Source organism: Clostridium sp. YIM B02500, assembly GCF_022324665.1.
GTDB lineage: Bacteria > Bacillota > Clostridia > Clostridiales > Clostridiaceae > Clostridium > Clostridium beijerinckii.
In genome coordinates, this window is record NZ_JAKGTE010000004.1 from 145,560 (window position 1) to 170,447 (window position 24,888).

A 24,888-nucleotide genomic window follows, 5' to 3' on the forward strand; every position below is an offset into this window, starting at 1 on the left:
TGGTAATGCATAAAGTTAGATTAAGTAAAGATGCTGTACCTGAAAAAATAATTCAAAGAGATGTAAAAAAGCATTGCTGCAATTGTGAACATCATCTGAATTATTACGATAAAGATTTAAAACAGCTCCAATGTATGTGTTGCAATCCAAAAGTTGATAATGATGATTTCCACGATGGAGATTGTTTAAAGGTTACAGATAAAAAAGTTAAAGTATGTATAGGATGGAAACTGAAAATAGAAAATGATTAAGCACTTACTAAATGGTAGGTGCTATTTTTATGCTTTAAATTAAAGGGGTGGGATTATGAAGAAACTTAAAGAAAACATAATAGATTTATTACAAATATTTCTTATGTCTGCAGCTGCTTGGGATATATTCAAGAATAGAGAACTGTTAGCACTTTGTTGTATGGTGTTGATCTTGGTTGTTGAATTTACGATGAAAGATAGGAGCTAGGGTTATGGGACCAGATACCAATATAGATAACGTGACATTAATGTTTGATGGAAAAGAGATAGGGACATCTAGCAATATTCAAATGAGTGTTGGAGTTGATACTAAAGAAGATGAAATAAAAGATATTCCTTTTGGGATTAATGGAAGATATGAATGTTCTTTTAAGCTAACAGGAGAATCTAAAAGGAGACTTTTCTTATTTGTACATCTAAGCTGTGAAATAGAAAGACTTAGAAAGATAGCATTAAGAGTAAAAAGAATAAAGGTTAAAAAGAAACTGTTAGGTAGAATAAATAGATACATTTATAGGATTTATAAATTGGGATATTAATGAAGGGGTGAGATCATGATAACTGAATATAAAATCAAAAATATTACAAAGCCAGATATAGAAATAAATACTAACAAGAATGTATTCAAGATAAATGATATAGATTTAAGTGCACTTCCTTACTTTCAAATAACATTTAATAATGGCAAATGGTTCTATTTATTAAAGAATGAGAAGGAAAGCGACGAAGGAATAAAGATAACTGTATCTGATGTTGAGCTTAACGATGATATTATAAATGAAATAGGCAAGAGAATAGTAGAGCAGATTAAAGAAGCTATAAGGTGATAGTATGGCTAGAGAGTTTGCAAAAGCTTTTTATAATAGTATAGCGTGGAAGAAATGTAAGAAAGGTTTTATAAAATCTGTTTATGGTTTATGTAATAGATGTGGTAAGCCTGGGAAGATAGTACATCATAAAGTAGTACTTACACCTAGCAATATAAATGACCCAAGTGTTACTCTTAATTGGAATAAGCTAGAGTATCTATGCCAAGATTGTCATAACAAAGAACATATGAGTAAATATAAAGCTATAAGAGATGATGTGACCTTTGATGATGAAGGAAATTTAATTAAGATAGCAGATGAAGATGAATAATATCCCCCCCTATCAATGAATTTTAGAAAGATTGTGAATGACCGTATAGGGCTCAATCAAAAAACACAAATCTGGTTCTATAAGGGGGTGTGGTATAAAAGATATGAAAGAAGGTGAATTTTTAATGAGAAATGAAGATAAGTTAAAAGATTTATCAAAGGATGAAAGAATATCAGAAGAAATAAAAAGACTTGATAAATTATTTAAAGATGTAGATATGAAAACAAAAAAAGCAGTTCATTCTCTAATTGAAAATGCCGCTTTTATGTCTATAACATTAGAAGATCTACAAGCAACCATAAATAAAAATGGGGTTATAAGTGAATATCAAAATGGTGAAAATCAGTGGGGAACTAAAAAAAGTCCAGAGGTTGAAATATATAATACAATGATTAAAAATCATATGTCAGTTATAAAACAACTTACTGATTTGCTGCCTAAACAACCTCCTAAAAATGATGACGATGGATTTGATGAGTTCGTGAATAACAAATGAGTAATACAGCAAGAAAAATAATATATGAATTAACTTATAACCCTATTTTAGAATACTGGGAAAAGATAAAGCATAAACCATTATTCCAAAAGAGAGAATTACTAAAAAAAGAAATTGTTTTACTTAAGAATGATAAAGTAACAAATGAAGTAGAGCTGAAATCTAAAGAAAAAGAACTTGAAGAAGCTATAAAAGAAATTGATAAATTGAAATTAACTGATGGGATAGTTAATGTAAGCCTTAAAGTTTACAAGACATATAAAGAACTTGTAAGGCTTATAAATGATGATAGCTCTGAGTGGGAATATAACCCTAAGAAAGCTAATCACGCATTAGAGTTTATAGAGAACTACTGCAAACATTCTAAGGGTTCAATGGGTGGCAAACCTTTTATACTAGAATTATGGCAAAAGGCTTTAGTAGCCGCAACATTTGGTATTATACATAAAATAGATGGGACTAGAAAATATCAAGAAGTACTTTTAGTTGTAGCTAGAAAAAATGGTAAGTCAACCTTAAGTGCAGCTATAGGATTATATTTGCAAATAGCTGATGGAGAACCAGGAAGTGAAATATATGCAGTAGCAACAAAGAAAGATCAAGCCAAGATAATATGGTTAGAAGCTAAAAGAATGGTTAAAAAATCGCCATCTTTAATTAAACGGATAAAACCTTTAGTTGGAGAAATGACAAGCGAATTTAACGATTCTTTTTTTAAACCGCTTGGAAGAGATTCAGATAGCTTAGATGGATTAAATGTACATGGAGCTTTACTTGATGAAATACATGCATGGACAGACCAAAATTTATATGATGTTATAGTCGATGGTACAACCGCAAGAGAACAGCCGCTTATATTTGTAACAACTACAGCCGGAACAGTTAGAGAATGCGTATATGACCTTAAATATGATGAATCTGAAAGACTTATAAATGGTTATGAGGATTCAGAAGGATATAAAAACGAAAGATTCTTAGCTATTGTTTATGAATTAGATGATAGAGATGAGTGGACAGACGAAGAATGCTGGACTAAAGCAAATCCAGGACTAGGAACAATTAAAAAGATTGACCAGTTACAAAATAAAGTTAACAAAGCAAAAGCAAATTCTAAATTAATTAAAAACTTATTATGTAAAGACTTTAATATTAGAGAAACTAATGGAGAAGCATGGTTGAGTTTTGAAGATATAAATAATACTGAAATTTTTGATATGGAAGACATAAGAAATACTTATGCTATTGGCGGTTGTGATTTATCAGCGACTACCGATTTGACATGTGCAACATTATTAATCATGAAGCCTAACAGCAATAAAAAATATATATTGCAACAGTATTTCTTACCAGAGGAATTGCTGGATAAGCGTGTACAAGAAGATAAAATTCCATATGATTTATGGAGGGATAGAGGATTACTTACAACATGCGAAGGTTTTAGAGTGAATTTTAGTGATGTTACCGCATGGTATGAAAAAATGTTAAATGAATATGATATCACACCATTATGGATTTACTATGATAGAGCTCTTGCAGGTTATTGGGTTGAAGAAATGAAAGGCAAAGGATTTCAAATGTATCCATGTGCTCAAGGAGCGCTAACATTCAGCCAACCTATGAGAGTTATGGAAGCTGACTTAAAGAGTAAGCTAATTAATTATAATAATAATCCAATTCTTAAATGGTGCTTAACTAATACGAGTGTAAAATATGATGATAACGATAATATAAGACCGTTAAAAGGAAGAAACCAACGTCAACGTATTGATGGAATGGTGAGTTTATTAGACGCTTATGTAGGCTTAGGACAACATTCAGAGGAATATATAAATTTAGTAGGTTAGGAGAGATTAAAATGAATGAATTATTTAAAAGAAAAGGAATAATTCCAATAAGTAGAGATCTTATAAATGAAAAACCAGAGGCTCTTTTAGAAATCTTTAAAGATATCTTAATCATAAAGGCTGATAATGATTTCTTTAAGAATGTAATTACTTATTATGCATATTCAAAGCATTTTAACATTGTTGAAGAAGGACAAGAAACGCCAGAATATTTTCCTATAATAACTAAAGATAAAGATGAAATAAAATTAATTAGTTGGGAGAAGAGATGATTAAATGAGTGATTGCGTACAAGTAACATTAATAATATGTGGAACTATGATACTGTGTAGTTTAATTACATTATTAACATTTAGACATGGTACAAGAACACCAAATACAGAATCAGGCGAAAAAATAAAAAATATAAAACCGCCTAGAGATAATCAATATTTTGGTTATTGTAAAAGCCCAACATATCCAAGACCACTAAGACCAGGATGTGGAATAGGCCATAATCCTTCACCTGCAGGAGAAAAGCCAGGATTTCCAGGAAGAAAAAGTACTGATACATTAGAATTTAGCCAAGAAGATGAATAAAGGAGTTGATAAGATTGCCAATACAAAATCAAACCAAAATTGAGAAAGGTTAAGGTGGTCCATATCTCGCAAAGCCAGCGTTAAGGCTTATTTTTATTTAAGGAGGAATTAAAGTTATGGAGTATAAAGAAATAACCATAGAAAAATTAACCCAAATTCAAGTTGATAAAGATGATGTCTTAATTCTAAAAGCAGATAGGCTACTTAGAGATACAGATTATGAAAATATTGAGAAACAAATTTCAGACAGAATTGGGTGCAAGGTGGCAATAATTCCATGTGGATTTGATATAGTAGCGATACTAAATAAATTTAAGTAAGCCTATAGGGCTTTTTATTTTGCCTTTGAAAGGTGGTGATAACTTGGCAAGAGAAAAAAGAAGCTTGTTTAATATTATATTTGGTAGCAACAAACCAAGGCAACCAACAGGACAAGCAACTCAATTAAAAATGTTAAATGGCTATGTTCCTATTTTTAGTCAGTTTGGGAATGATGCATATGCAAGCGATGTTGTTAGAAGTGCTGTAGATGCTATAGCAAGAAATGCGGCTAAATTACAACCTAAGTATAGGCGAAAAGACAATCAAGGGAATGTTAAGCTGTTCAATGATAATGTTCAATACTTGCTTGATACACAGCCTAATCCGTTTATGAATGCTTATATATTTAGATATAAAGTAATAACCCAGCTTTATATGCAGAATAATGCATTTATTTATATTTCATTAGACTCTAAAGGCAACCTACAAGGATTATATCCTATTAATTTTTCAAATATGGAGTTTCTCGAAAGTAATTCAGAAATATTTGCAAAGTTCACATTTATGAGTGGAGATTATATAACAGTTCCTTATTCTCAATTAATTCATTTAAGAAGATTTTTCTATAATGATGATTTGTTTGGAGAAAGAAATGATTATGCATTATATCCGACCTTGGAACTTATTCATACTACAGACCAAGGAATTATTAATGCAATAAAAACATCAGCTTTTATTCGAGGAATTTTGAAATTTACTCAAATATTAAAACGTGAAGATAAAAAGGATAGGACTGAAGACTTTGTTAAAGATTATATGAACATAAATAATAATGGCGGTGTAGCTGCTATTGATGGATCATGTGATTATCAGAATGTAGGTTCAGAGCCTAAGATGGTAAATAGTTCTCAAATGGATTTCATAGAGCAAAAAGTTTATAAATATTTTGGGATTAGTAAATCTATTGTAATTTCAGATTATACTGAAGAACAATGGAATGCATTTTATGAAAGTGTACTTGAACCTATAGGAATTCAATTAAGTCAAGAATTTACATCTAAATTATTTACAGATAGAGAACGAGGATTTGGTAACGAAGTCATATTCGAAGCTAACAGATTACAATATGCTAGTAATACTACAAAAGTTAATGTAGGAACTTTCTTGACTAACATAGGAGCAGCTAGTCTAGACGATATACTTGATATGTTTAATATGCCAACCATAGGCGGCGAAGAAGGTTCGAGAAGAGTACAAACACTTAATATGGTTAATGCTCAAAAGGCAGACCAATATCAAGGCGTAAATAATAGTGGAGGAGGTGATGGTAATAATGCCACAGATAATCAAACAGGGACAGAGGGAAATTAGAACAGTAACATCAAGAATAGAGTTAAGATCAGTTGGAGAAGGAGATAACCAACAAGAATCTATTGAAGGTTATGCTCTTAAATTTAATAAATGGTCCGATACATTAGGTTTCTTTGTACCATTCAGAGAGAAAATAATGCCAGGGGCTTTGGATGATTGCGATATGTCAAATGTTGTTGCACTTTTTAATCATAGTCAAGACATGCCATTAGGAAGGAATACAATTAGAAGTGGTTCTGGAAGTTTAAATTTAAACATAGATGGAATAGGCTTAAATTTTAACTGCATTCCAACTAGCACAAGTTATGCAAATGACTTAAAAGAAAATATTCGCTCCAATGTGGTGAATCAATGTAGTTTTGCTTTTGATATAGACTATGATGATGAAACAGCAGAAGAAATAACATGGAATGAGAAAGATCAGATTTATGAAAGAACTATAAACAAGATAAAAACCTTATATGATGTATCAGTAGTAACAACTCCAGCTTATCCAGATACTGAGGCTGTAGTTGGACAAAGATGCAAAGAGAAAATAGAAGAACTTAGAAATAAAAAGCTTGAAGAAGCTGAACAAAAGAGGAATAAAAAAATCAGGAATGATGAACTTAGAAAAAAATTAATATTAAAAACTTATTTATAAGCGGATCCGAAAGGGTTCTTTTTTTCTACAAAAATTTAAATAAAAGTGAGGTATAAAATATGTTTGAAAAAAGAATGCAAGAAATAAAGACTAAAAAAGAAGAAATTAGAGGTAGATTAGAAACAGCAAAAGATGAAGAATTAGATACTATCCAAGAGGAATTAAGATCACTGGATGATGAACAAAAATCCATTGAAAAAAGAATGTCTATAGCAAAAGGAATAAATAATGGAACTATTGATGCCAATCACATTGATACTCCAGAAGAAAGAGAAAGAGATAAGCAAAAAGACTTTAGAAATTTAACTCAAGATGAAATTATCGCTTCACCTGAGTATAGATCAGCATTTCTTAAGAATTTGCAAGGAAAAGATTTAAATGAAACTGAGAGAAGAGCTTTAACTACTGCTTCAAATAGTGCAGGGGCTGCAGTACCTACTACAACACTTAATTTAATAATCCAAAAGTTACAACAAACATCAGCTTTATTTAATCAAATTAATGTAACTTATATTCCAGGAAACTTATCACTTGCAGTAGCTAATGCTAAAAATGCAGCTTCATGGAAAACAGAAGGCTCAGATGGAACACCTCAAGATGATACAGTAATTAAAGTTAATTTAGCAGGTTTTGAATTAATTAAATTAGTAGAAATCTCAGCTGCATCTGATGCAATGACAATAGATGCATTTGAAACTTATATATCTGGTGAAATTGGAAGACAATTATCTATTGCAATAGAGAATGCAATCATTAATGGCGCTGGAAATGGAGAACCAACAGGAATACTTAAAGGTATTACTTGGGATGCTACAAATTCTACTACTTGGGCAAGCTCAGCAAATGTTGGATATGATAACTTGATGGATGGTATGGCTTTACTCCCAACAATGTATCATCAAAATGCATGTTTCTGTATGAATAGAAAAATGCTATTTGGAGGTATAAGAAAGATTAAGGATGATTTAAAGAATCCTATATTTACTTATAACCCACAAGATAGAGCAGCAATGACTATACTAGGATATCCAATAATCTTAGATGATTATGTTCCAGACGATACAATATTATTCTGCGATCATTCATATTACTATATGAACTTTAGTAAAACTCCTGAAATTTCTTCAGATAGATCTGCAGGATTTAAAAGTGGAAAGATTGTTTATAGAGGACTTGCTGTTGCAGATGGTAAGCCAGCACTTAGTGAAGCTTTTGTTAAGATTTCTAAAGCTACAACTGCTTAATATGGGAAGGTTTTTCCTTCCTTTCATATTTGTAAAGGAGGGATTATGTGTTAATAGATAAAGTAAAATTAGCATTAAGAATTGATGATAATAGCTTAGATGAAGAAATACAAGACGCTATTGATGCAGCTAAAGCTGATTTAAAACTTAGTGGAATATTAGAAAGTAAGATTGATGATACTGATCCTTTAATTACTAGAGCAATAAAGATTTTTTGCAAATCCGAATTCAGCACAGATGATTCTGAATCAGCAAGATACAGAGATTCTTATGATATGCTCAAAACTCACTTATGCTTATCGAGCGATTATATAAATGAGGTAATAGTATGAGTATAGAAAGTTTAGATAAAAGAATTGAAATATGGGGAAATGAAGAAGTTTTTGATGAAGAGCTTAAGGAATGGACGTTCAAAGATACTAAAATAAAAACTATATGGGCTAGTATAATCCCTCAAACTGGTTCGTTACAAAAGCAACAAGCCGATACAATGCTATCTAATGTTACCACTAAAATAAAAGTTAGATATGGCGCAGGAAAAGATATAACGGAAGATATGCACTTTATATACAAGGAAGGTAATAAAGGTCACAGATTTGATATTAAATATATTTTAAACCCATATATGTCTAACGATTTCTTAGAAATATTCTGTCAAGAGATTATAGGGGGGTAAGCTTATGGCTAATGTTTTTGATTTTAAAGAAATGGATAAGTTCACAAAAGATATTTTAGCTATGGCAAATGACCAATTACCAAAAGAAAGCAAAAAATTCTTAAGAAAAGAAGGCACAGCTTTAAAAAGATTAGTAATTAAAACAGCTAAAACAATTGTTGGTAAAAAAACAGGTAATTATATGGAAGGCTTTAAAAGAGGCAAAGCATACAAGTATAAAGGTTCTTTAGCTATAAGAGTTTATAATAGTTCTCCACATGCTCATTTAGTGGAAAATGGACATAGACAAATAACTAAAGACGGAGAAGAAACAGGTTATTTCGTACATGGATATCATGTAGTAGATAAAGCATCTAAACAATTTGAAAATAAATATTTCAATGATTCCGAAAAATTTATCGAAGAAAACATAAGCAAATTATTCTAGGAGGTGGTCAAAATAATAAAACTATCGCAAATTCATGCGGCAATAAATGATGCAATAACAAATGCTTTAGTAGGAACTGATTTCTCACAAGTAAAAATTTATTCCGAAGATGAAAAAAGCGCTTTTCAAAGTAACACTGATGGAACAGTTACCGCACTATTAAGACCATCTTTAAGAATAACATTTGATAGTGCACAAGCTGGTAAATTTAACAGCCAGCTTAAAGAAAGAAATTTGACAGTTAGAATTTACTTCTTTGCTCAAGACAAATACAAATATAAAAAAGACAATTTAAAAATGCAGGACCTGCTAGAAAATACATTCCTAGAAGATGTACAAGTTACACCTTCTTTTTTTATGCCTATTTCTAACGAGGAAGGTGTACAAAGTCAAATTATAGATACTGTATTAGAATGCAGTTTTGATTTATACAGTTTAGAAGAAATCTATGACGATTCAGCATTAGAACCAATAGAAGAATTAAATATTAATTTAGAATAGGAGTGATAATATGTCAGTAACAATGCCAAACATTGACGTAACATTTAAGCAACTAGCAGCTTCATTAGTTGATAGAAGCGAAAGAGGTTATGCAATTTTAATTTTACGTGATGATACAGATAAGACATTTAGTTATAAAGAATATAGTCTTATAACAGATGTTGATGAAGCTGATTATTCGGCTACTAATTATCAATATATTAAAGACATTTTTGCATTTGCACCTTATAAAGTTTGTATTGTAAGAATAGATGCAACAGGTTCACCAAGTGCACCAGCAATAACAACAGCATTACCATTAGTATTGGAGAATGTTAAAACTGGATGGATAACAATTGCAGATGGTACAGCAGATGATTTTACAGCATTAACAAGCTGGGTCAAATCTCAAATAACACTTAAGAAAACTTATAAAGCTGTAGTTTATAATGCAGCAACAGCACCAGACGAAAAACATATCGTTAACTTTGTTAATACAAAAGTAGTCTTTAATGATTCTAGAGATGAAGAGACAGGAGAAAAGTATTGCCCTTCACTTATTGGAATCTTAGCTAAATGTAATGTTGCAAGAGGAAGTAACTATTTTAAATGTAGTAATCTTGTAAGAGTTACAGAGGTAGCGGATAGAAATGCTGCTCTTGGTGCTGGTAAGTTTATTTTAATTAATGATGGTGATGTAAAGATCGCAAGAGGAATAAATAGTTTAACAACTACAAATGGAACTACATCAACAGAAGATATGAAAGAAATAGAAGTTGTAGAAGCTATGGACCTTATGTTGGATGATATTTCAGATACGTTCAAAAATACTTATCTAGGCAGCTATAAAAATAAATATGATAATCAAATTTTATTTATAAGTGCTGTAAATGGATATTTTAAGAATTTAGCTGGCAACGATGTTCTTGATAATGAATATAGCAATTTGTGTGATATAAATGTTGAGGCACAAAGAGCAGCATGGGTAGCGTCAGGCAAAACAGAAGCTGCCGAATGGACAGATTTACAGGTGAGATTAAATACTTATAAAAGAAGTTTGTTTTTAAGTGCAAATGTGAAGATATTACAAAGTATGGTTGATTTAAACTTTGTAATAAATTTAGCATAAAGGAGGTAGTTAGATGGCTAATCAAGCAATTGCAAATAAAATTTTAACAGGAAGTAGCGGTAACTTGTGGTTTAATGGTCAATTACTCGCCACTTTATCTAAAATTGAAGCAAAGGTAAAAGGAGACTTCGAAGATGTTTCCTTTTGTGGAGATAATGCAACATATAGTAGATATAACGGATGGTCTGGTGAAGGAACATTAACTGTTAAAAAGGTTGATAGTACAATATGGAAGATTTGTGCTGATGCTTATAAGAGTGGAGTTATGCCGGATATTAAATTAATATCAAGTTTAACTGATGCAGCAACAGGGAAAAGCGAAAAGACAAGCATTGAAGGAATAACAATTACAGAATTTATGCTTGCTGGATTTGAAAGTAAAAAGATGATTGAAGAAGAATTCCCATTTAAGTTTGGAGATTTCGACCCAATAGAAACTATTTAATATTAAGATGCTTTTAATTAAGCATCTTTTTTATTTCTAAATTTAATTTTTAGGAGGATTTTATAATGAGTAAAGAAGCAATTAAAGAATTAAGTCTTAAAGACTTTTTAAATAAAAGTATAGATAGGTCAAGCAAAGAAAAAGAAGAAGATCAAATTGAAATACCAGGATGGGGAAAAATCCCTGTTAAAAGACCAACTAATGACCAAACATTAGATTTCCTTAATGCACAAGCTAATTCAGTTAAATTTGATAAAAAGGGAAATATTACGGAGACAGACTTAAGAGTTTTGACCGATTCAGCAGTACAATATGTATATTTTGCTTGCCCTTACTTACAAGAGCCAGAATTACAAGAAGCTCATGAAATAAAGGACCCTTTTGATATACCTATAAAGGTTTTTGGAATTGAAAATGTAGTTGATATAGCTAATTTAATTCATGAAAAGTTTAGTGGTGAAAAGATTAGGAGATCAATAAAAAACTCATAAGAGGGAATGGAAACGGAGACATAGGAAAGCTTTTTTGGCTTGGCTATTTCTTTGAATGTGGCCATCCCCTCGAATACTTATGGAATCTATCATCATTAGAAAAAGAACTATTAATACAATACGTTCAATATAAAAAAGAGTTGAGAAATACAGAACCGCCGAAAAGTTAGGAGGTGGTAATTTGGCAAGTAAAGTTATAAATACGATACTGAATTTAAAAGATAATTTTAGCTCAACAATTCAAAATGTAGCAAAAAATACTCAATCCTTTAGAAGTGGTATGCAGCAGACAGAAAATCAAGCTTTAAGTATGCGTGATAAAGTTTCAAATGCTTATGATATTATAAGCAAGTCTGTATTGCATGGTATCGGAATAGGTGCAGGAATGGATATTTGGGAAAAGATGAAAGACGGAATATCCGAAACTGTAACATTCGGTGCAGAACTCCAAAAGTCATTAAATGGTGTAATGGCAGCTAGTGGACTTACCACGAATGGAATGGAACAAATGAAAAATGTTATGGTTGACATTTATAATGATAATTTTGGAGAAAACTTTGAAGATATAGGTGAAGCAATAAAAGCAGTTGGAGAACAAACAGGGTATACTGGCGATGATTTGAAAGGAATGACAGAAAATGCGATAACTTTACGTGATACATTTGGTTATGAAGTAAATGAATCTGTTAGAGCAGCATCAATGTTAATGAAACAATTTGGTGTTGATGGAAATGAAGCATTTAATTTAATTGCACAGGGTAAGCAAGGTGGATTAGATTTTAGCGGTGAAATGTTAGATTCTATAGATGAATATAGTGTTCAATTTAAAAAACTTGGATTAAATGCAGAAGATATGTTTAATGTATTCTCCGCAGGGTCGCAAGAAGGCGGATTCAATCTAGATAAAGTTGGAGATGCAGTTAAAGAGTTCTCTATAAGAGCTGTAGATGGAAGTAAAACAACAACAGATGGATTTACTCAACTTGGGTTTAATGCAGATGATTTAGCAGCAAAGTTTGCGCAAGGTGGAGATATTGCAAAAAATTCTTTTGAGGATGTTATAACAGCTTTATCGAATATGAAGGACCCACTTAAACAATCTCAAGTCGGTGTTGAACTTTTCGGTACACAGTTTGAGGATTTAGGCATAAATGTAATAGAAAGTTTAGGAAATATTGATGGAGAAATAACTAATACCTATGATGCATTAGGACAGATAAACAAAATTAAATATAACGATATAGGTAGTGCTTTTGAAGGTATTGAGCGTATGTTAAAAACAAGCATATTAATTCCAATTTCGGATGCAGTTCTACCGCGATTAAATGATTTTTCCAACTGGTTTAGTAGCCATATACCTAATGTGAAAGAAGATATCGGTGGAATTACACAAAACTTTTTAGATGTTGCAGGTTCTATTATAGATAAAGTGTCACCTTCAATCGGTGGTTTAGTTGATTCGGCAACAAATTTAGTTAAAACTATTTATGATAGTGTAATTCCATCATTTGATTCAGTAAAGCCGGATAATTGGAACTCAGTCGGAGATGCTATTAAAGATATAATTGATAAAGCAACAGGCGTTGTTGATTATATAAATAATGATTGGCCTACAATAAAACCAGTTATCGAAGGAATTATAGGGGCTGTTATAGCGTGGAAATTGGCAATTATGGCAGTTAACACATGGATAGGAATTACAACACTTGCAACTTCCGCATGGTCAACAATAGAACTAATGATTTGGGGCATTAGAAATGCCACTACAGCGTGGGAAGGAGCACAATGGGCGCTAAATGTTGCTTTAGATGCGAATCCGGTAGGAGTTGTTGCACTCGCTATAGCTGGATTAGGATTTGTTATTTATGAAGTAGTTCAACACTGGCAAGATATTTGTGAGTGGATAAGCAGAGCATGGGATTTTCTTGAAAATAACCCAATTGCATCATTTATTTTAGAGTGTATCCCATTTGTAAATGTTATTTATGAGCTGGCTAAGCATTGGGATGATGTTTGTAGCTCAGTTCAATGGGCTTGGGAGAAATTAAAAGGATTCTGGGATTGGTGGAATGGTACAAATTTTGCTGATAAAACAGTAAATATAACTCAAAATGCACAAAATGCCGACACGGTGGACGCGGATCAAGTATCATTTAATCCATATCAACACAAAGCAACTGGTACTCAATATTCTAAAGGCGGTTTAACAATAGCTGGTGAATATGGTCCAGAGTTAATTGATTTGCCAAATGGAAGTAAAGTTTATACAAATAGTCAAACTAATAAAATGTTAAATGGTAATGGGAATGGTGGAGTGCATGTATACCTAACAGTACAAGGTAACATGGTAGGAAATGAAGAATTCGCTGATCAAGTAGGACAACATATTTATAATAAATTATATTATCAAATGGTTAATTCTTAGAAAGTGAGGTAGGTTATGAGTAATTATAATATTTATATAAGTGATTATAACAGAACAAAAGTATTACAATTTCCAACAATACCAAGTAAGCTACCTGCTTTTTCTAGTGATGGTAAGAATGAAGTATTTGAAACTTATTGGGATATTCCATATAACTTTATAGAGAAAAAAGGATTACTTCAAGGATCGTGGAGTGATTGGTTACCTAGAAATGCTAGCAAATATCATTTCTGTAAAAGCAAAGTTAATGCAAAAGAAATTATCACGTTGATTGAAAATGCTAAAACTAATGCAGAGCCTATTCGCTTAGTTATAAATACTCCAGATGGTTATTATGTAAATGATACATTTAGTATTGAAAAATTTGAACCTCAGATAATGAAAAATGGCGATTATGAATATTCTTTAGGTGTTAAGCAATGGAGAGATTACAATACTACTATTGCTAAAGTTTATACTGTTGGCTGGCAACAAGATTCAACAGGATGGTATTACTATACTGATACATCTGGAAATTATTATAAAGATTCTTGGCAACTTATAGATAATGAATGGTATAGTTTTAATGCTGCTGGTTATGCTAGGCAATCTAGCTGGCTACAATACGGAGGATATTGGTACTATCTAAAAGATAATTGTATGATGGCTAGAAATGAGTGGATTAAATATAATGATAAATGGTATTATTTCGGTTCTGATGGAGCAATGTATTTTGGAGGAACTGCTACAATAGATGATGTCCAATATACATTTGATGATGATGGCGCATTGGTTGAAAGCTAGGTGGTATTATGTATAGGCTTATTGTTAATAATCAAGACATAATAAAGGATGGTAATACTATTTCATGGGGTGGAGATACTGATAATTTAGGTATGCAGTTAACTTTTGATAGTATAAAAGAAATTCCGACAGGGACAGTTGTACAATTATTTAATGATTCTTCAGAGATATTTAGAGGAATTGCTTTTAAACCAGCTCAGAAAAGATGGACATGGAGTTATACCTGCCAAGATTATAGCTTTTATCTTAAGAATAATAAGATATCAGTTAAGCAATTTTACAATATGAGAGCAGACGAAGCAATAAAATCATTAGCCGGAGAAGCCTATTTAACTTGTGTTATAGCAGATATTCCAACTCAGATAAGCAAAACATATGTTAATACTACTATGGCACAAATAATTGATGATATTTTAACTCAAGCGCAAAGCGATCAAGGAACAACATATTTTAAAGAAATTGAAGGTAACATTTTGTATGTTAGAAAGCTTGAAGAAATGAAAATAACTCCTAGATTGATTTTACCTAAAGATATAGATATAGATATGTCTATGGAAAATATGAAAAACAAAATAACTGTTACTAGTGGAAATGATGATAATGCAAAAGTAGAAGCGACCGCAGAAGATTCAAGCCAACAAGGTTTTTACGGTATTTTAAGTGATAATTTAACTGTAGATGATAAGAATGTCGCACAAGCTCAAAACATTGCGAACAATACACTAGCTAATAGTAATAAAATAGAATATTCATGCTCATTGAATGATATGTTTGTTGTTGAAAGTGGAGATTTAATAAAACCTAATAGAATGATTTATTTATCAGCAGGTAAGAGGTTAAATGGATATTACAAGATTAAAAATGCAAGTCATAAGTTGGAAAATAGTGATCACAAAGTTAGCATTACAGTTGTTTGGTAGGTGAAAAATGGATAATTATGATATAGGTTTAATGAAGTTATTTAGAGATAGAGATAATAGAGACCCAGACGAGACAAGAATAGGTAAAGTGATTTCTACAGGACCAATTAAAATAAGTTTATTTGGTGGAGCTGTAATCTTTACCGAAAACGATGAAAATGCAATGCTTTATGTATGTGAAAATTTAAGAAATAAAACTATAAATAATGGTGATAATGTTTTATGTATTCCGCTCTCAAGAGGACAATCATACGTGGCAGTAGACAGGGTTTAAAAGGCAGGTGATATTATTTGTTCCCAAATCAAGAGGCAGTTAGTGCAATAACTCAATTAGATAATACAAACATAATAAATAGTGGTGGTAAATCTCCTAGTTTCGATTTTGAACTAGGAGATTTTAATGTTAAAGATGGAAAAGTCCAAACAGTAAGAGGATATCAAGCTTTAAAACAATGGATACAAAAAACTATAAGAACAGATAAAAATAAATACAAGATCTACAATACAGATAATACTGAAAAATACGGAGTTGATTCATTATTAGATTTAATAACAAGTGAATATCCTTTAGCTTACAAACAAGCACAGATTCAAACAATAGTTACAGATGCTTTATTAAAAAATTCAGATATAGTATCAGTAAATAATTTTATATTTACTAAAGACAAAAGTACGCTTAATTGCGAATTTGATGTTGTAAGTATATATGGAACGAATACAGAAAGTGTGGTGATACCGTGAGTGACAGCAGAGATATTATACAAGCTAGATTGCTTAGCAATATAAGTAATGAATATAACAAAAGTGAAGGCGAAATAATGTATGATGCCGAAAAGCCTGTCGCTATTGAACTTGAAAATGCATATACAATTATCGAAAGGCTTCCTAATGTACCTTTTGCAGATACAGCAGAAGGTAAGGATTTAGACAAAGTTGTAAATAAATTTGGTGTTTATAGAAAAGAAACTACACAATCCGGTGGACAAGTTAAAATAATAGGGATTCCAGGAAGTAATATAAATAAAGGTGAATCTGTATCAAGCGATAGTATTCCTTTCGTATTTACAGATACATTAACCGTTCCAGCTAATGGGATAGCTTATGTTAATGTTAAATGCACTAAATACGGAAGCATAGGCAATATCCCTATAGGAGCAATTAAATATTTACCTAAGACACTCGCAGGATTACAGACGGTAACGAATTTACAAGCTTTTAGCAATGGATATGACGAAGAGGATGACGAGAGTTTAAGGAATAGATATTATGCAAAAATTCAAAATCCTGTTACAACAGCAAATGCTAATCAATTTAAAAATTGGGCACTTGAAGTTACTGGAGTAGGGGATGCTAAAGTAATTCCATTATGGAATGGCGCTGGAACTGTAAAAGTATTAATAATCAATTCGAATAAAACAGGAGCTGATTCTACATTAGTTCAAAGTGTGCAAAACCATATAGATCCTAACCAAAATGGTGATGGTGCTGGTACAATGCCACTTTCTGGTGCGATTTGCACTGTAGCTAGTGCAACAGAAAAGGCTATAAATATTAGCGTTACAGTTCAGACTAATTTGGATGCTTTAGTAGCTAAAACCAATATTGAAAATGCGGTTAAAGAATATTTAAAAGAGATAGCATTCCAACAAAATTATGTAAGTTATGCATTTGTGGGAGATAAAATATTAAATGCAGATGGAATAACAGACTATAGTAATTTGCTTTTAAACGGAGTAGCTGGAAATGTTGCAATAGCAAATACTGAAGTAGCAGTATTGGGGGCGGTAACGCTTGGATAAAAATACTTTATTAGCATATCAACCAGACTACTACAAATCATCAAAGGTTATGGAACAATTAAATAATGCTAACGCTACAGAATTAAACTTATTAAATCAAAGTCTAGAATTAGTGAGAAGTAATTATGATACTAACACAGCGGATTCTAATACTTTATCTAGATATGAAAAAGAATTTAATATTAAAGTTTCACCTAGTGATAGCTTAGATTTTAGAAGATCTAGAATAAATTCCAGAATACTTGGACAAGGTGCTTTTTCAGTTCAAATGATAAAGGATATAGCAAAAGCTTATCCAAATGGTGAGATTTTAGTTACTTTGAATTTATCAAGTTTTCAATTTACTATTAAGTTTATAAGTGTAATTGGAACACCACCCAATTTAACAGATTTTCAAAATGCGATAGAAGATGTTAAACCAGCATATCTCAAAGCTAACTATGAATTTTCTTATTTACTTGTTGAAGATGTAAATTCGATGACAATAGAAAATTTAAACAATACAGTAATAAATAAATTTGCGTTTTAAAGAAAGGAGTGAATAGAGTGTCAGTTTTTACAAGTATTTTAAATTTAATAAAACCAGATTCAGTAGCAGATGCAAATCAAACATTCAACTTAAAAACTTTTTTAAATGATAATTGGGATAAGCTAGATACATTTGCAGCAAAAACAATAACAACAGATAAGCTGGTTAATAATTTAGCGGCGACTCAAACTGGTTTTGGATTAGATGCGACGCAGGGAAAAGCGATACAAGATGAAATTAATACTATAAACTCTCAACTAACCACAAAAGCAAATAATACAGATAACGCTAGAACAACAACAGATAAAACTGTTACAGGAGCTATAAACGAGATAAATGCAAAAGCTACTCAAAAAGCAACAACAATATTTAATGGAGATTACACAACAGTTGTGAACGGAACTATAGCACTTTCTAGCAATATAACGAATCAAAATAAATTAATTATTACTTTTGGAGGTGGGCTTACAAAAACATGGAATAAAGTTATAACTTGTAGTGATGCTTACCCTAGTAATTTTGTGTTAAACGAGATAATAACAGTAACATTTACTAATATGAGTTTTGTTCCAGCAAGCGTAAGCTTTCAAATTACATCTAATAATCAGTTAACTGTGTTAGATGGAAGTGCGAGGTTGAGAATTATTCAAGGCATAATTTAATAAAATATGATTTTAAATAAGAAAGGAAAGTGAAAATATGGACAAAGTAATTTTAAATAATGGAACAACATTAAATGTAGAGTTAATAGCAGTTCTTACAAATGGATTAGCATTGACATTTACAAATCAAACAGTAGATAATTTAGAAACTCTAATGACTACAAGTAATTTATCATCAATAAAACTTGCAACTTCATCTGGAGACGTATATGGCACTTATAATAATTTATCTTGCTTAAGCATAGCTAAAATGATTGAATCAGGGAACATAGTTGTGACACTTTATCAAGAAAGTGCTTTAGAGGAGCGTGTAACTACATTAGAAGCTCAAAACTCAGAAGTGCTTTTAGCATTAGTGCGAATGGGGGGCATGTAATATGAATTATTTAATGAGTATAGATTGGTATACAACAATAAAGAATTATTATGATAAGGGTTTGTATACGAAAGATGATGTAGCGGAATATGTGTACTATGGGAAGATAACTCCAGCACAATATCAACAAATAACTGGGGAGGATTATCTAGTTCATTTAAATCTTGCATATGATAACAATAAAATAGATCAAATTTACTTACAAGCATGCGTTACTAAAGGTCTAATAACTCAATCAGAATATGAAGTTATAATCGCTTCAAAGAGTACAAATTAAAATTATAAGGCAGTATTAAGAGACTTAAGAGGTCTTTTTTTATTGCCTTTAATTTGGCTGGAAAGCGAGGTAAATGAATGAAAAAAGTTTATATAATAATTGTTTTGTCTATTTTAATTATGGTAATTGCATTTTTGCTTGGCTTTTCAGTCGCTAGAAGCGTAAGTAATATAAACATTAATGCAATAACAATTGGTGATAGTACTACTCAACATAAAAAAATAGATTTAAATACAGCTGATAAAGCTGAACTTATGTCTAAAAAAGGCATAGGAGATAAGAAAGCTGACTTGATAATAAAAAATAGACCGTATAAAAGCATATGGGATCTATCTAATATAGATGGAATTTCAGAAAGTTTTATACAAGAGATAAAGGAGGAAATCACAGTTGATTGAGATATTGCAACTATTTAAAGGCGAAAGCGTTACTTGGGTTTTAACTGTAGCCTTACTTATAGGCTTATTCTTTTTAGGCAAATTTATTCGTGATGTTTTTAATAGCACGTTAAAAGAAACAAAAGACTTACAGGAGCAAATAAAAAGTAAATCTGAAGAAGATGAGCAATTCTATAGGGAACAATTGAAAAATCAAAAAGAAGAAGCTGCAAGCAGAGAAAAACAGTTGAAAGATGAACTTTTAGAAGCTAGGGCAAAAGCCGAAGAAGAAAGAAGCGAATTTATTGAACAGCTAAAAGAAAACGCAAAAGCTACAAATGAGATTGTATTAACTTTAAAAGAAATGAATTACAAAATAGAAAATATTGAAAAGAGGTTATAAATATGAGCATAGATTGGAAAGCAAGATTAACAAACAAGGCATGGTTGGTAAGTACAGTATCATTGGTAATTGTGTTACTTCAGCAAATTGGGTTAGGTCAGTTAGCTGATTATATCCCTAAAAATTATGCTGATATAATCAATAGCGTACTTGTACTTGCAGGCGCATTTGGAATAGCGGTTGATACTTCAACGCCTGGAATAAGCGACAATGTACAACAGACTTTAGAGGGCAATGCAGAGTTACAAAGTTCTAGCGATAAATCTACCAGCTCAACAATTTCAAATGCTATACAGGTTGTAAATGATAACTTAGCAAGTTCTAAAATATCTGTAGATAATCCTGATAATATTCAAGCAATAGGACAAGAAGTAAATCATGTAAGTGCTAATATGCCACAATAAAAGGAGATGTTTTTATGTCAAAATGGTGCTGGTGTTTAGAAGACGAAAATGGACAACTAGTGACAGGGTGGACTCAGATAGGCGATTACTGGTATTATTTAAAGCCTAATGGTGCTATGACTACAGGATGGTTTCAAGATCCTAACTCTAGTAAATGGTATTATTTAAATTCAAATGGACAGATGCAGACAGGTTGGCTAAAAGATAATAACAAATGGTATTACTTAGAACCTAGCTCAACTGGATATAAAGGTTCTATGTATCAATCATGTACAACAACAATAGAAGACAAACAATATACTTTTGATTCAAAAGGAGTATGGCAAGATTCTTTAGTTTCAGATAGCTGTATTGATTTCATTAAGTCATGGGAAGGCTTTTCAGCTACACCTTACTATGATGAAGTCGGTGTAAAAACTTTGGGTTATGGAATGACAGGCGAAGAAATAGAAGGCAATTCTAGCGTCACAGAAGAAGAAGCAACTAATATGTTAAAAGATTGGATAGAACGCAAATACGCGCCTGTTATTAAACAAGACTTAGATTCTAGAAACATATCTTTAACTCAAAATCAGTTTGATGCGCTTGTAAGTATGGCTTATAATGTTGGAACAACAGGAGTTTTGGGAAGCACATTGTATAGAAATATTTGCAATGGAGTTAGAGATTCGGCAACAATAACAGCCAATTTCCAAGCATGGTCAATGGCAGGCGGTAAAAGATTAGAAGGATTATATAAAAGAAGAACTAAAGAAGCAAATATGTTCTTAAATGCAGATTATACAGGTAATTGTTAACTTCGAAGCTAGGGTAAAACCTAGCTCTTTTTTTATTGACAAAAATTATACATATTATACAATTAATAATATAAACTTTAAAAATGGAGGAAGAAGTATGATATTGTTTAAAATAGGATTTATTGCATGTTTAATTGAATTAATTTTATTATTTATAAAGCCAAAATGGGCGACATTAGGGAGAGAATTGCCTGATAAAAAGAAATCGATTAAGAAGTTAGCTACAGCAACAATCGCTCTATTATTGATTTCTATATTTACATCTGAAAAAGCTCCAATAACTCAAACAACGAATATAAAAGGAGAATCCAAGCAAGAAACTATTGCCCCAAAAGACGAACCTAAAAAGGAAGAAGTAAAAAAAGACGATGAAATAAAATCTGATGGAGCAATTAAACAAGGAACTTATAAAGTAGGAACAGATATTCAAGCAAGTGAGTATTTAGTAATTTCAAATGGCAGAGGCTATTATAGTTGTTCAAAGAATAGTACAGGTGAGCCGGGCAGCATAATTTTTAATGAAAACTTAACAGATGGTAGCAACAGTTATGTAACTTTAAAGGATGGAGATTATTTTAAATTAACCAATGCAGTAATGTATCCAATTGATAAAGCACCTTCCGTAATACCTAAGGATGGAGTATACAAAGACAGTAGATACGAAGTAGGAGATATCATTGCAAATGAAAATGTTACCGCGGATACCTATTTGACTGTAAAAGATGGTGAATACTTAAGGCTGACAGGACTCCAAGTTCAGAAGAACTAAAAAACTTAGAAATTGATCGACTACATTTTGCTTCTATTTGCTTTTGTAGAAGTGTAAGGAAAGAAATATGAAAAAAGAGATAGCTAGGAGACTGAGTAATTGCTATCTCTTTTGGTGCGTATAAACTTTATATTTGAGCACTTATATTATTTGTAAATAATTAAAAAATATGCGTTAAAATATATAACACAGGATTATATTTTATTTATTGATAATTGCATGTAATTATTTTACAATTATATAGAGGTGGTATTGTGGGGGTAAAAAATAAATTAAAAGAAATTAGAATGAGAGAATATGCAGAGGATCCAAAAGATTTTGCTGATAGGTTAAAGGTAAATATAAAGACTTATTATGTATGGGAAAATGGGGCTGTGCTTCCAGGCAGTAAAAAAATGTTTGAAATAGCTAAAATACTAAATAAAAAAGTAGATGACATTTGGTGGTTAGAAGAATAGCCACCATTTTTTTTATTTATTTTTTCTAATATTTATAAAATATTTTTATAAATATCAAGAAACTTTTTATAAATAGTTGCATATATTTTAACTAAAGATTAATTAAAAAGGAGCTAAAACATGGATAAGCCTTTAGTAATACCACTTAGCTTTAAAACCACATCTACAAAGGAAATAGAGTTATATAAACGCCTATATGAATTAGAAGATAGGGGCGCTGAAATAAAACAAATACTTGGAGAGATATATTACCCAGAAAGATATATGAGAAAGGAGAAAGATAATGTTTAATTTAGATTTACAACTTTTTAATTTCATATATAGTAATTGTAAACACTTGGGTGGAGCTTTTGGCTATGGAGCATTTGAGGGATTTGTTTTATATGGTTCTGTTATTGCACTAGCAATAGTTAAAGTTACAGATATTAATTATAAGAAGGTGCACAAGTAATGTTTGTAGAGCTAGGATTAGCGGTTGGAAGTGTATATTTATATAACTATCTAAATGCATCGGAAGAAAGAAAATTTAAGAGCAATTTCAACGAAGTAATGTTGAAAACTGGAATAAAAAATAAAGATGAAGAAACATTTAAAATTTATAAGATAGAAACTAAGAGTTACGGATATGTATGCTATCTGAAGAATACAAAAGGTTTAAGCGTAGAACATTTAGAAAGCAAGATAAATATTTTAGAATGTAATTTAAATTCAATTGTTCAGATTCAAAAAGAGAGATTTGAAGACTATATAAAAATGTATGTAGTAAATAAAGACATAAATAAGTTTAAATTTGAGCCAGTCAAGTGTTTAAGTCATCTATTATGTATTGGAAAAGACTTTAAAGGACAAAACTATTTTGTGAATTTAAATAAGGACCCTCATATTCTAATAGGTGGAGCAACAGGAACCGGAAAAACATTTTTATTAGCTTCAATATTAGCAAATTTAATTTATAATAGCAGCAAATATATAGACTTATATTTATTGCAAATATGTAAAAGCGAAATAAGTGCTTTCGAAAACTGCGATTGCGTTAAGTATACAGCCTATAACGAAGATATGTGCAAGGTGGCTTTATTGAAACTTATCAAGGAAATGGACAGGCGTAGTGAGCAATTCAAAAAATTCGGTATTAGAAATATAACTCAGTGGAACAAACATAAAAAAGAAAAATTTATGAGAAGAATATTTGTTACGATTGAAGAATTATCATTTTTTATGGAAACAGACTTATGGGATTACATTATGAAAATAGCAAAGGCAGGAAGATCAGTGGGAATACATTTAATAACTTGTATCCAAAGAAGCACAGCAACAAACCTGCCACCGGATTTAAAGAGTCAAATGACCAGAATAACCTTTAGACAAAAATCCGTTATAGACAGTACAAATATTATAAATACCACAGATGCGACTAAATTAAAAGAAAGAGAGTGCATTATTGACGGAAATAGTGATTATATAATGGTTAAAACTCCGTGGATTGATGAAGATTACATTGTTTTGCATAAGTATGTTCCTGATATTAAAATACCTTCAGATGAAGAAAAACAAGAGATACTTAATGTTAAGAAGATCAATAATAAAATTTACTCTATTGAACAGCCAAAGATAATTGATATTGAGGAAACTGATATAGTAGAAGAAAAACCTAAGAATAATAAGTTACGTAAAGGAGTAATTTCACTGGAGGATTTCAAGAATGCTAACAAATAGAGATAGAGAGATTTTAACGTGGATAGAAGAATATAAGGCAATAACAGTGCCACAATGCACACAATTATACTTTAATGGTAATTACGAAGGGTGTAGAAGAAGACTGAAACAGCTAGAGGATATGAGTATATTAAAAAGTACCGTAAGCACTTTGTTAAAAGCAAAGGTATACTTTAGAGAAAAGATGATAAGTAATCATGATTTGTTAGTCTATGAGTTCCTAAAAGAAGTCAAAAAATATGGAGCTAATATAATAGCTGTCAAAAACCAACCTAGATTTCTAGATGGAGAAATTAGACCAGATGCATTTATTACATTTTCACATAATGGCAATGTATTTTTCGTATTGTTGGAAATTGATCTAACTCATAATACACCTATAGGCAAGATGCAAAAGTATGAGGAATTATTCAATAGTGGAGAAGTGCAAAAACAGTGTTGTGGTACATTCCCTATAGTCATAATATCAAGACCATCAAACGCAAGATTGAGATACAATAGTAAAAACTTCAATGTAGTTTACTTAGATTTGTTTTACAATAATATAAATTCTTTATTATTACAAAATCCTACTATTATATAATACTTTTATTTTATTGAATGTGAAGAATGAATTTATATCAAAAATGAAAAAGGTAGATTGTAGGGATATACCTATAATCTACCCAATACATAATACAACACCAAATCCAACGATTTAATTTACATATTACTTA

40 protein-coding genes are annotated in these 24,888 nt (G+C 31.0%); all 40 read left to right on the plus strand.

Going from position 1 to position 24,888, the window contains the following annotated elements; translation table 11 throughout:
• Positions 1-5: 5 nt before the first annotated feature.
• Complete coding sequence (locus L1S46_RS04750) at positions 6-251, plus strand: hypothetical protein (RefSeq protein WP_238899351.1); 246 nt, start codon at positions 6-8, stop codon at positions 249-251.
• A 55-nt stretch (positions 252-306) separates the two neighbouring features.
• Positions 307-459 (plus strand): hypothetical protein, encoded by a 153-nt coding sequence (locus tag L1S46_RS04755; RefSeq protein ID WP_238899352.1) that lies wholly within the window; start codon positions 307-309, stop codon positions 457-459.
• 4 nt (positions 460-463) lie between these two features.
• Positions 464-790 (plus strand): hypothetical protein, encoded by a 327-nt coding sequence (locus L1S46_RS04760; RefSeq protein ID WP_238899353.1) that lies wholly within the window; start codon positions 464-466, stop codon positions 788-790.
• Between the two features lie 15 nt (positions 791-805).
• Positions 806-1,078 (plus strand): hypothetical protein, encoded by a 273-nt coding sequence (locus tag L1S46_RS04765; RefSeq protein WP_238899354.1) that lies wholly within the window; start codon positions 806-808, stop codon positions 1,076-1,078.
• 4 nt (positions 1,079-1,082) lie between these two features.
• Entirely contained in the window at positions 1,083-1,391 is a 309-nt protein-coding gene (locus tag L1S46_RS04770) for an HNH endonuclease (protein WP_238899355.1), read from the plus strand.
• Between the two features lie 124 nt (positions 1,392-1,515).
• Entirely contained in the window at positions 1,516-1,887 is a 372-nt protein-coding gene (locus L1S46_RS04775) for a hypothetical protein (RefSeq protein WP_238899356.1), read from the plus strand.
• The gene (locus L1S46_RS04780; RefSeq protein ID WP_238899357.1) at positions 1,884-3,731 is read left to right on the plus strand and encodes a terminase TerL endonuclease subunit; all 1,848 of its coding nucleotides are present in this window, start codon (positions 1,884-1,886) and stop codon (positions 3,729-3,731) included. Before L1S46_RS04775 ends, L1S46_RS04780 begins: the two co-directional genes overlap by 4 nt.
• Positions 3,732-3,742: 11 nt before the next feature.
• Positions 3,743-4,003: a hypothetical protein gene (locus tag L1S46_RS04785; protein WP_238899358.1), complete on the plus strand. Its 261-nt coding sequence runs from the start codon at positions 3,743-3,745 to the stop codon at positions 4,001-4,003.
• Between the two features lie 4 nt (positions 4,004-4,007).
• Complete coding sequence (locus L1S46_RS04790; protein WP_238899359.1) at positions 4,008-4,310, plus strand: hypothetical protein; 303 nt, start codon at positions 4,008-4,010, stop codon at positions 4,308-4,310.
• 116 nt (positions 4,311-4,426) lie between these two features.
• The gene (locus L1S46_RS04795; RefSeq protein ID WP_238899360.1) at positions 4,427-4,630 is read left to right on the plus strand and encodes a hypothetical protein; all 204 of its coding nucleotides are present in this window, start codon (positions 4,427-4,429) and stop codon (positions 4,628-4,630) included.
• Positions 4,631-4,673: 43 nt separating this feature from the next.
• Positions 4,674-5,942: a phage portal protein gene (locus tag L1S46_RS04800; protein ID WP_238899361.1), complete on the plus strand. Its 1,269-nt coding sequence runs from the start codon at positions 4,674-4,676 to the stop codon at positions 5,940-5,942.
• Positions 5,905-6,585 (plus strand): HK97 family phage prohead protease, encoded by a 681-nt coding sequence (locus tag L1S46_RS04805; protein ID WP_238899362.1) that lies wholly within the window; start codon positions 5,905-5,907, stop codon positions 6,583-6,585. Before L1S46_RS04800 ends, L1S46_RS04805 begins: the two co-directional genes overlap by 38 nt.
• Before the next feature lie 59 nt (positions 6,586-6,644).
• Positions 6,645-7,829 (plus strand): phage major capsid protein, encoded by a 1,185-nt coding sequence (locus L1S46_RS04810; protein ID WP_238899363.1) that lies wholly within the window; start codon positions 6,645-6,647, stop codon positions 7,827-7,829.
• Between the two features lie 47 nt (positions 7,830-7,876).
• Entirely contained in the window at positions 7,877-8,161 is a 285-nt protein-coding gene (locus L1S46_RS04815; protein ID WP_238899364.1) for a head-tail connector protein, read from the plus strand.
• A complete protein-coding gene (locus tag L1S46_RS04820) occupies positions 8,158-8,505 on the plus strand; it encodes a phage head closure protein (protein WP_238899365.1) in 348 nt (115 codons plus the stop codon). Before L1S46_RS04815 ends, L1S46_RS04820 begins: the two co-directional genes overlap by 4 nt.
• Before the next feature lie 4 nt (positions 8,506-8,509).
• Positions 8,510-8,932 (plus strand): HK97 gp10 family phage protein, encoded by a 423-nt coding sequence (locus tag L1S46_RS04825; RefSeq protein WP_238899366.1) that lies wholly within the window; start codon positions 8,510-8,512, stop codon positions 8,930-8,932.
• Positions 8,933-8,935: 3 nt separating this feature from the next.
• The gene (locus L1S46_RS04830; protein ID WP_238899367.1) at positions 8,936-9,433 is read left to right on the plus strand and encodes a DUF6838 family protein; all 498 of its coding nucleotides are present in this window, start codon (positions 8,936-8,938) and stop codon (positions 9,431-9,433) included.
• 10 nt (positions 9,434-9,443) lie between these two features.
• Entirely contained in the window at positions 9,444-10,541 is a 1,098-nt protein-coding gene (locus L1S46_RS04835) for a phage tail sheath C-terminal domain-containing protein (RefSeq protein ID WP_238899368.1), read from the plus strand.
• A 13-nt stretch (positions 10,542-10,554) separates the two neighbouring features.
• The gene (locus tag L1S46_RS04840) at positions 10,555-10,986 is read left to right on the plus strand and encodes a phage tail tube protein (RefSeq protein WP_238899369.1); all 432 of its coding nucleotides are present in this window, start codon (positions 10,555-10,557) and stop codon (positions 10,984-10,986) included.
• A 65-nt stretch (positions 10,987-11,051) separates the two neighbouring features.
• Positions 11,052-11,477, plus strand: a complete 426-nt coding sequence (locus L1S46_RS04845) for a hypothetical protein (RefSeq protein WP_238899370.1) — start codon at positions 11,052-11,054, stop codon at positions 11,475-11,477.
• A 181-nt stretch (positions 11,478-11,658) separates the two neighbouring features.
• Positions 11,659-13,902 (plus strand): phage tail tape measure protein, encoded by a 2,244-nt coding sequence (locus L1S46_RS04850; protein ID WP_238899371.1) that lies wholly within the window; start codon positions 11,659-11,661, stop codon positions 13,900-13,902.
• A gap of 15 nt (positions 13,903-13,917) precedes the next feature.
• Complete coding sequence (locus tag L1S46_RS04855; RefSeq protein WP_238899372.1) at positions 13,918-14,685, plus strand: cell wall-binding protein; 768 nt, start codon at positions 13,918-13,920, stop codon at positions 14,683-14,685.
• Positions 14,686-14,693: 8 nt separating this feature from the next.
• Entirely contained in the window at positions 14,694-15,605 is a 912-nt protein-coding gene (locus L1S46_RS04860; protein WP_238899373.1) for a hypothetical protein, read from the plus strand.
• 7 nt (positions 15,606-15,612) lie between these two features.
• Positions 15,613-15,879 (plus strand): DUF2577 domain-containing protein, encoded by a 267-nt coding sequence (locus L1S46_RS04865; RefSeq protein WP_238899374.1) that lies wholly within the window; start codon positions 15,613-15,615, stop codon positions 15,877-15,879.
• 17 nt (positions 15,880-15,896) lie between these two features.
• Positions 15,897-16,346, plus strand: coding sequence for a DUF2634 domain-containing protein (locus tag L1S46_RS04870; protein WP_238899375.1), 450 nt, complete (start codon positions 15,897-15,899; stop codon positions 16,344-16,346).
• Entirely contained in the window at positions 16,343-17,404 is a 1,062-nt protein-coding gene (locus L1S46_RS04875) for a baseplate J/gp47 family protein (RefSeq protein WP_238899376.1), read from the plus strand. The genes L1S46_RS04870 and L1S46_RS04875 overlap by 4 nt, the downstream gene beginning before the upstream one ends.
• The gene (locus L1S46_RS04880; protein ID WP_238899377.1) at positions 17,397-17,933 is read left to right on the plus strand and encodes a putative phage tail protein; all 537 of its coding nucleotides are present in this window, start codon (positions 17,397-17,399) and stop codon (positions 17,931-17,933) included. Before L1S46_RS04875 ends, L1S46_RS04880 begins: the two co-directional genes overlap by 8 nt.
• 17 nt (positions 17,934-17,950) lie before the next feature.
• Complete coding sequence (locus L1S46_RS04885) at positions 17,951-18,595, plus strand: hypothetical protein (protein WP_238899378.1); 645 nt, start codon at positions 17,951-17,953, stop codon at positions 18,593-18,595.
• A 37-nt stretch (positions 18,596-18,632) separates the two neighbouring features.
• Positions 18,633-18,971 carry a hypothetical protein gene (locus tag L1S46_RS04890; protein ID WP_238899379.1) on the plus strand — a complete coding sequence of 113 codons (339 nt, stop codon included), beginning with the start codon at positions 18,633-18,635 and terminating at the stop codon, positions 18,969-18,971.
• Position 18,972: 1 nt separating this feature from the next.
• Entirely contained in the window at positions 18,973-19,248 is a 276-nt protein-coding gene (locus L1S46_RS04895) for an XkdX family protein (RefSeq protein WP_238899380.1), read from the plus strand.
• A 77-nt stretch (positions 19,249-19,325) separates the two neighbouring features.
• Positions 19,326-19,646: a helix-hairpin-helix domain-containing protein gene (locus L1S46_RS04900; protein WP_238899381.1), complete on the plus strand. Its 321-nt coding sequence runs from the start codon at positions 19,326-19,328 to the stop codon at positions 19,644-19,646.
• Positions 19,639-20,028 carry a hypothetical protein gene (locus L1S46_RS04905; protein ID WP_238899382.1) on the plus strand — a complete coding sequence of 130 codons (390 nt, stop codon included), beginning with the start codon at positions 19,639-19,641 and terminating at the stop codon, positions 20,026-20,028. The genes L1S46_RS04900 and L1S46_RS04905 overlap by 8 nt, the downstream gene beginning before the upstream one ends.
• Before the next feature lie 2 nt (positions 20,029-20,030).
• Complete coding sequence (locus L1S46_RS04910) at positions 20,031-20,432, plus strand: phage holin (RefSeq protein ID WP_238899383.1); 402 nt, start codon at positions 20,031-20,033, stop codon at positions 20,430-20,432.
• Positions 20,433-20,446: 14 nt separating this feature from the next.
• Positions 20,447-21,229: a lysozyme gene (locus L1S46_RS04915; RefSeq protein ID WP_238899384.1), complete on the plus strand. Its 783-nt coding sequence runs from the start codon at positions 20,447-20,449 to the stop codon at positions 21,227-21,229.
• A 97-nt stretch (positions 21,230-21,326) separates the two neighbouring features.
• A complete protein-coding gene (locus tag L1S46_RS04920; RefSeq protein WP_238899385.1) occupies positions 21,327-21,998 on the plus strand; it encodes a hypothetical protein in 672 nt (223 codons plus the stop codon).
• A gap of 254 nt (positions 21,999-22,252) precedes the next feature.
• Complete coding sequence (locus L1S46_RS04925; RefSeq protein WP_238899386.1) at positions 22,253-22,456, plus strand: helix-turn-helix domain-containing protein; 204 nt, start codon at positions 22,253-22,255, stop codon at positions 22,454-22,456.
• A 120-nt stretch (positions 22,457-22,576) separates the two neighbouring features.
• Positions 22,577-22,747 carry a hypothetical protein gene (locus tag L1S46_RS04930; RefSeq protein WP_238899387.1) on the plus strand — a complete coding sequence of 57 codons (171 nt, stop codon included), beginning with the start codon at positions 22,577-22,579 and terminating at the stop codon, positions 22,745-22,747.
• On the plus strand, positions 22,740-22,907 hold the full coding sequence (locus L1S46_RS04935; protein WP_238899388.1) for a hypothetical protein: 168 nt from the start codon (positions 22,740-22,742) through the stop codon (positions 22,905-22,907). The genes L1S46_RS04930 and L1S46_RS04935 overlap by 8 nt, the downstream gene beginning before the upstream one ends.
• The gene (locus L1S46_RS04940; protein WP_238899389.1) at positions 22,907-24,172 is read left to right on the plus strand and encodes an FtsK/SpoIIIE domain-containing protein; all 1,266 of its coding nucleotides are present in this window, start codon (positions 22,907-22,909) and stop codon (positions 24,170-24,172) included. The genes L1S46_RS04935 and L1S46_RS04940 overlap by 1 nt, the downstream gene beginning before the upstream one ends.
• Complete coding sequence (locus tag L1S46_RS04945) at positions 24,159-24,755, plus strand: replication-relaxation family protein (RefSeq protein ID WP_238899390.1); 597 nt, start codon at positions 24,159-24,161, stop codon at positions 24,753-24,755. Before L1S46_RS04940 ends, L1S46_RS04945 begins: the two co-directional genes overlap by 14 nt.
• Positions 24,756-24,888 lie beyond the last annotated feature (133 nt).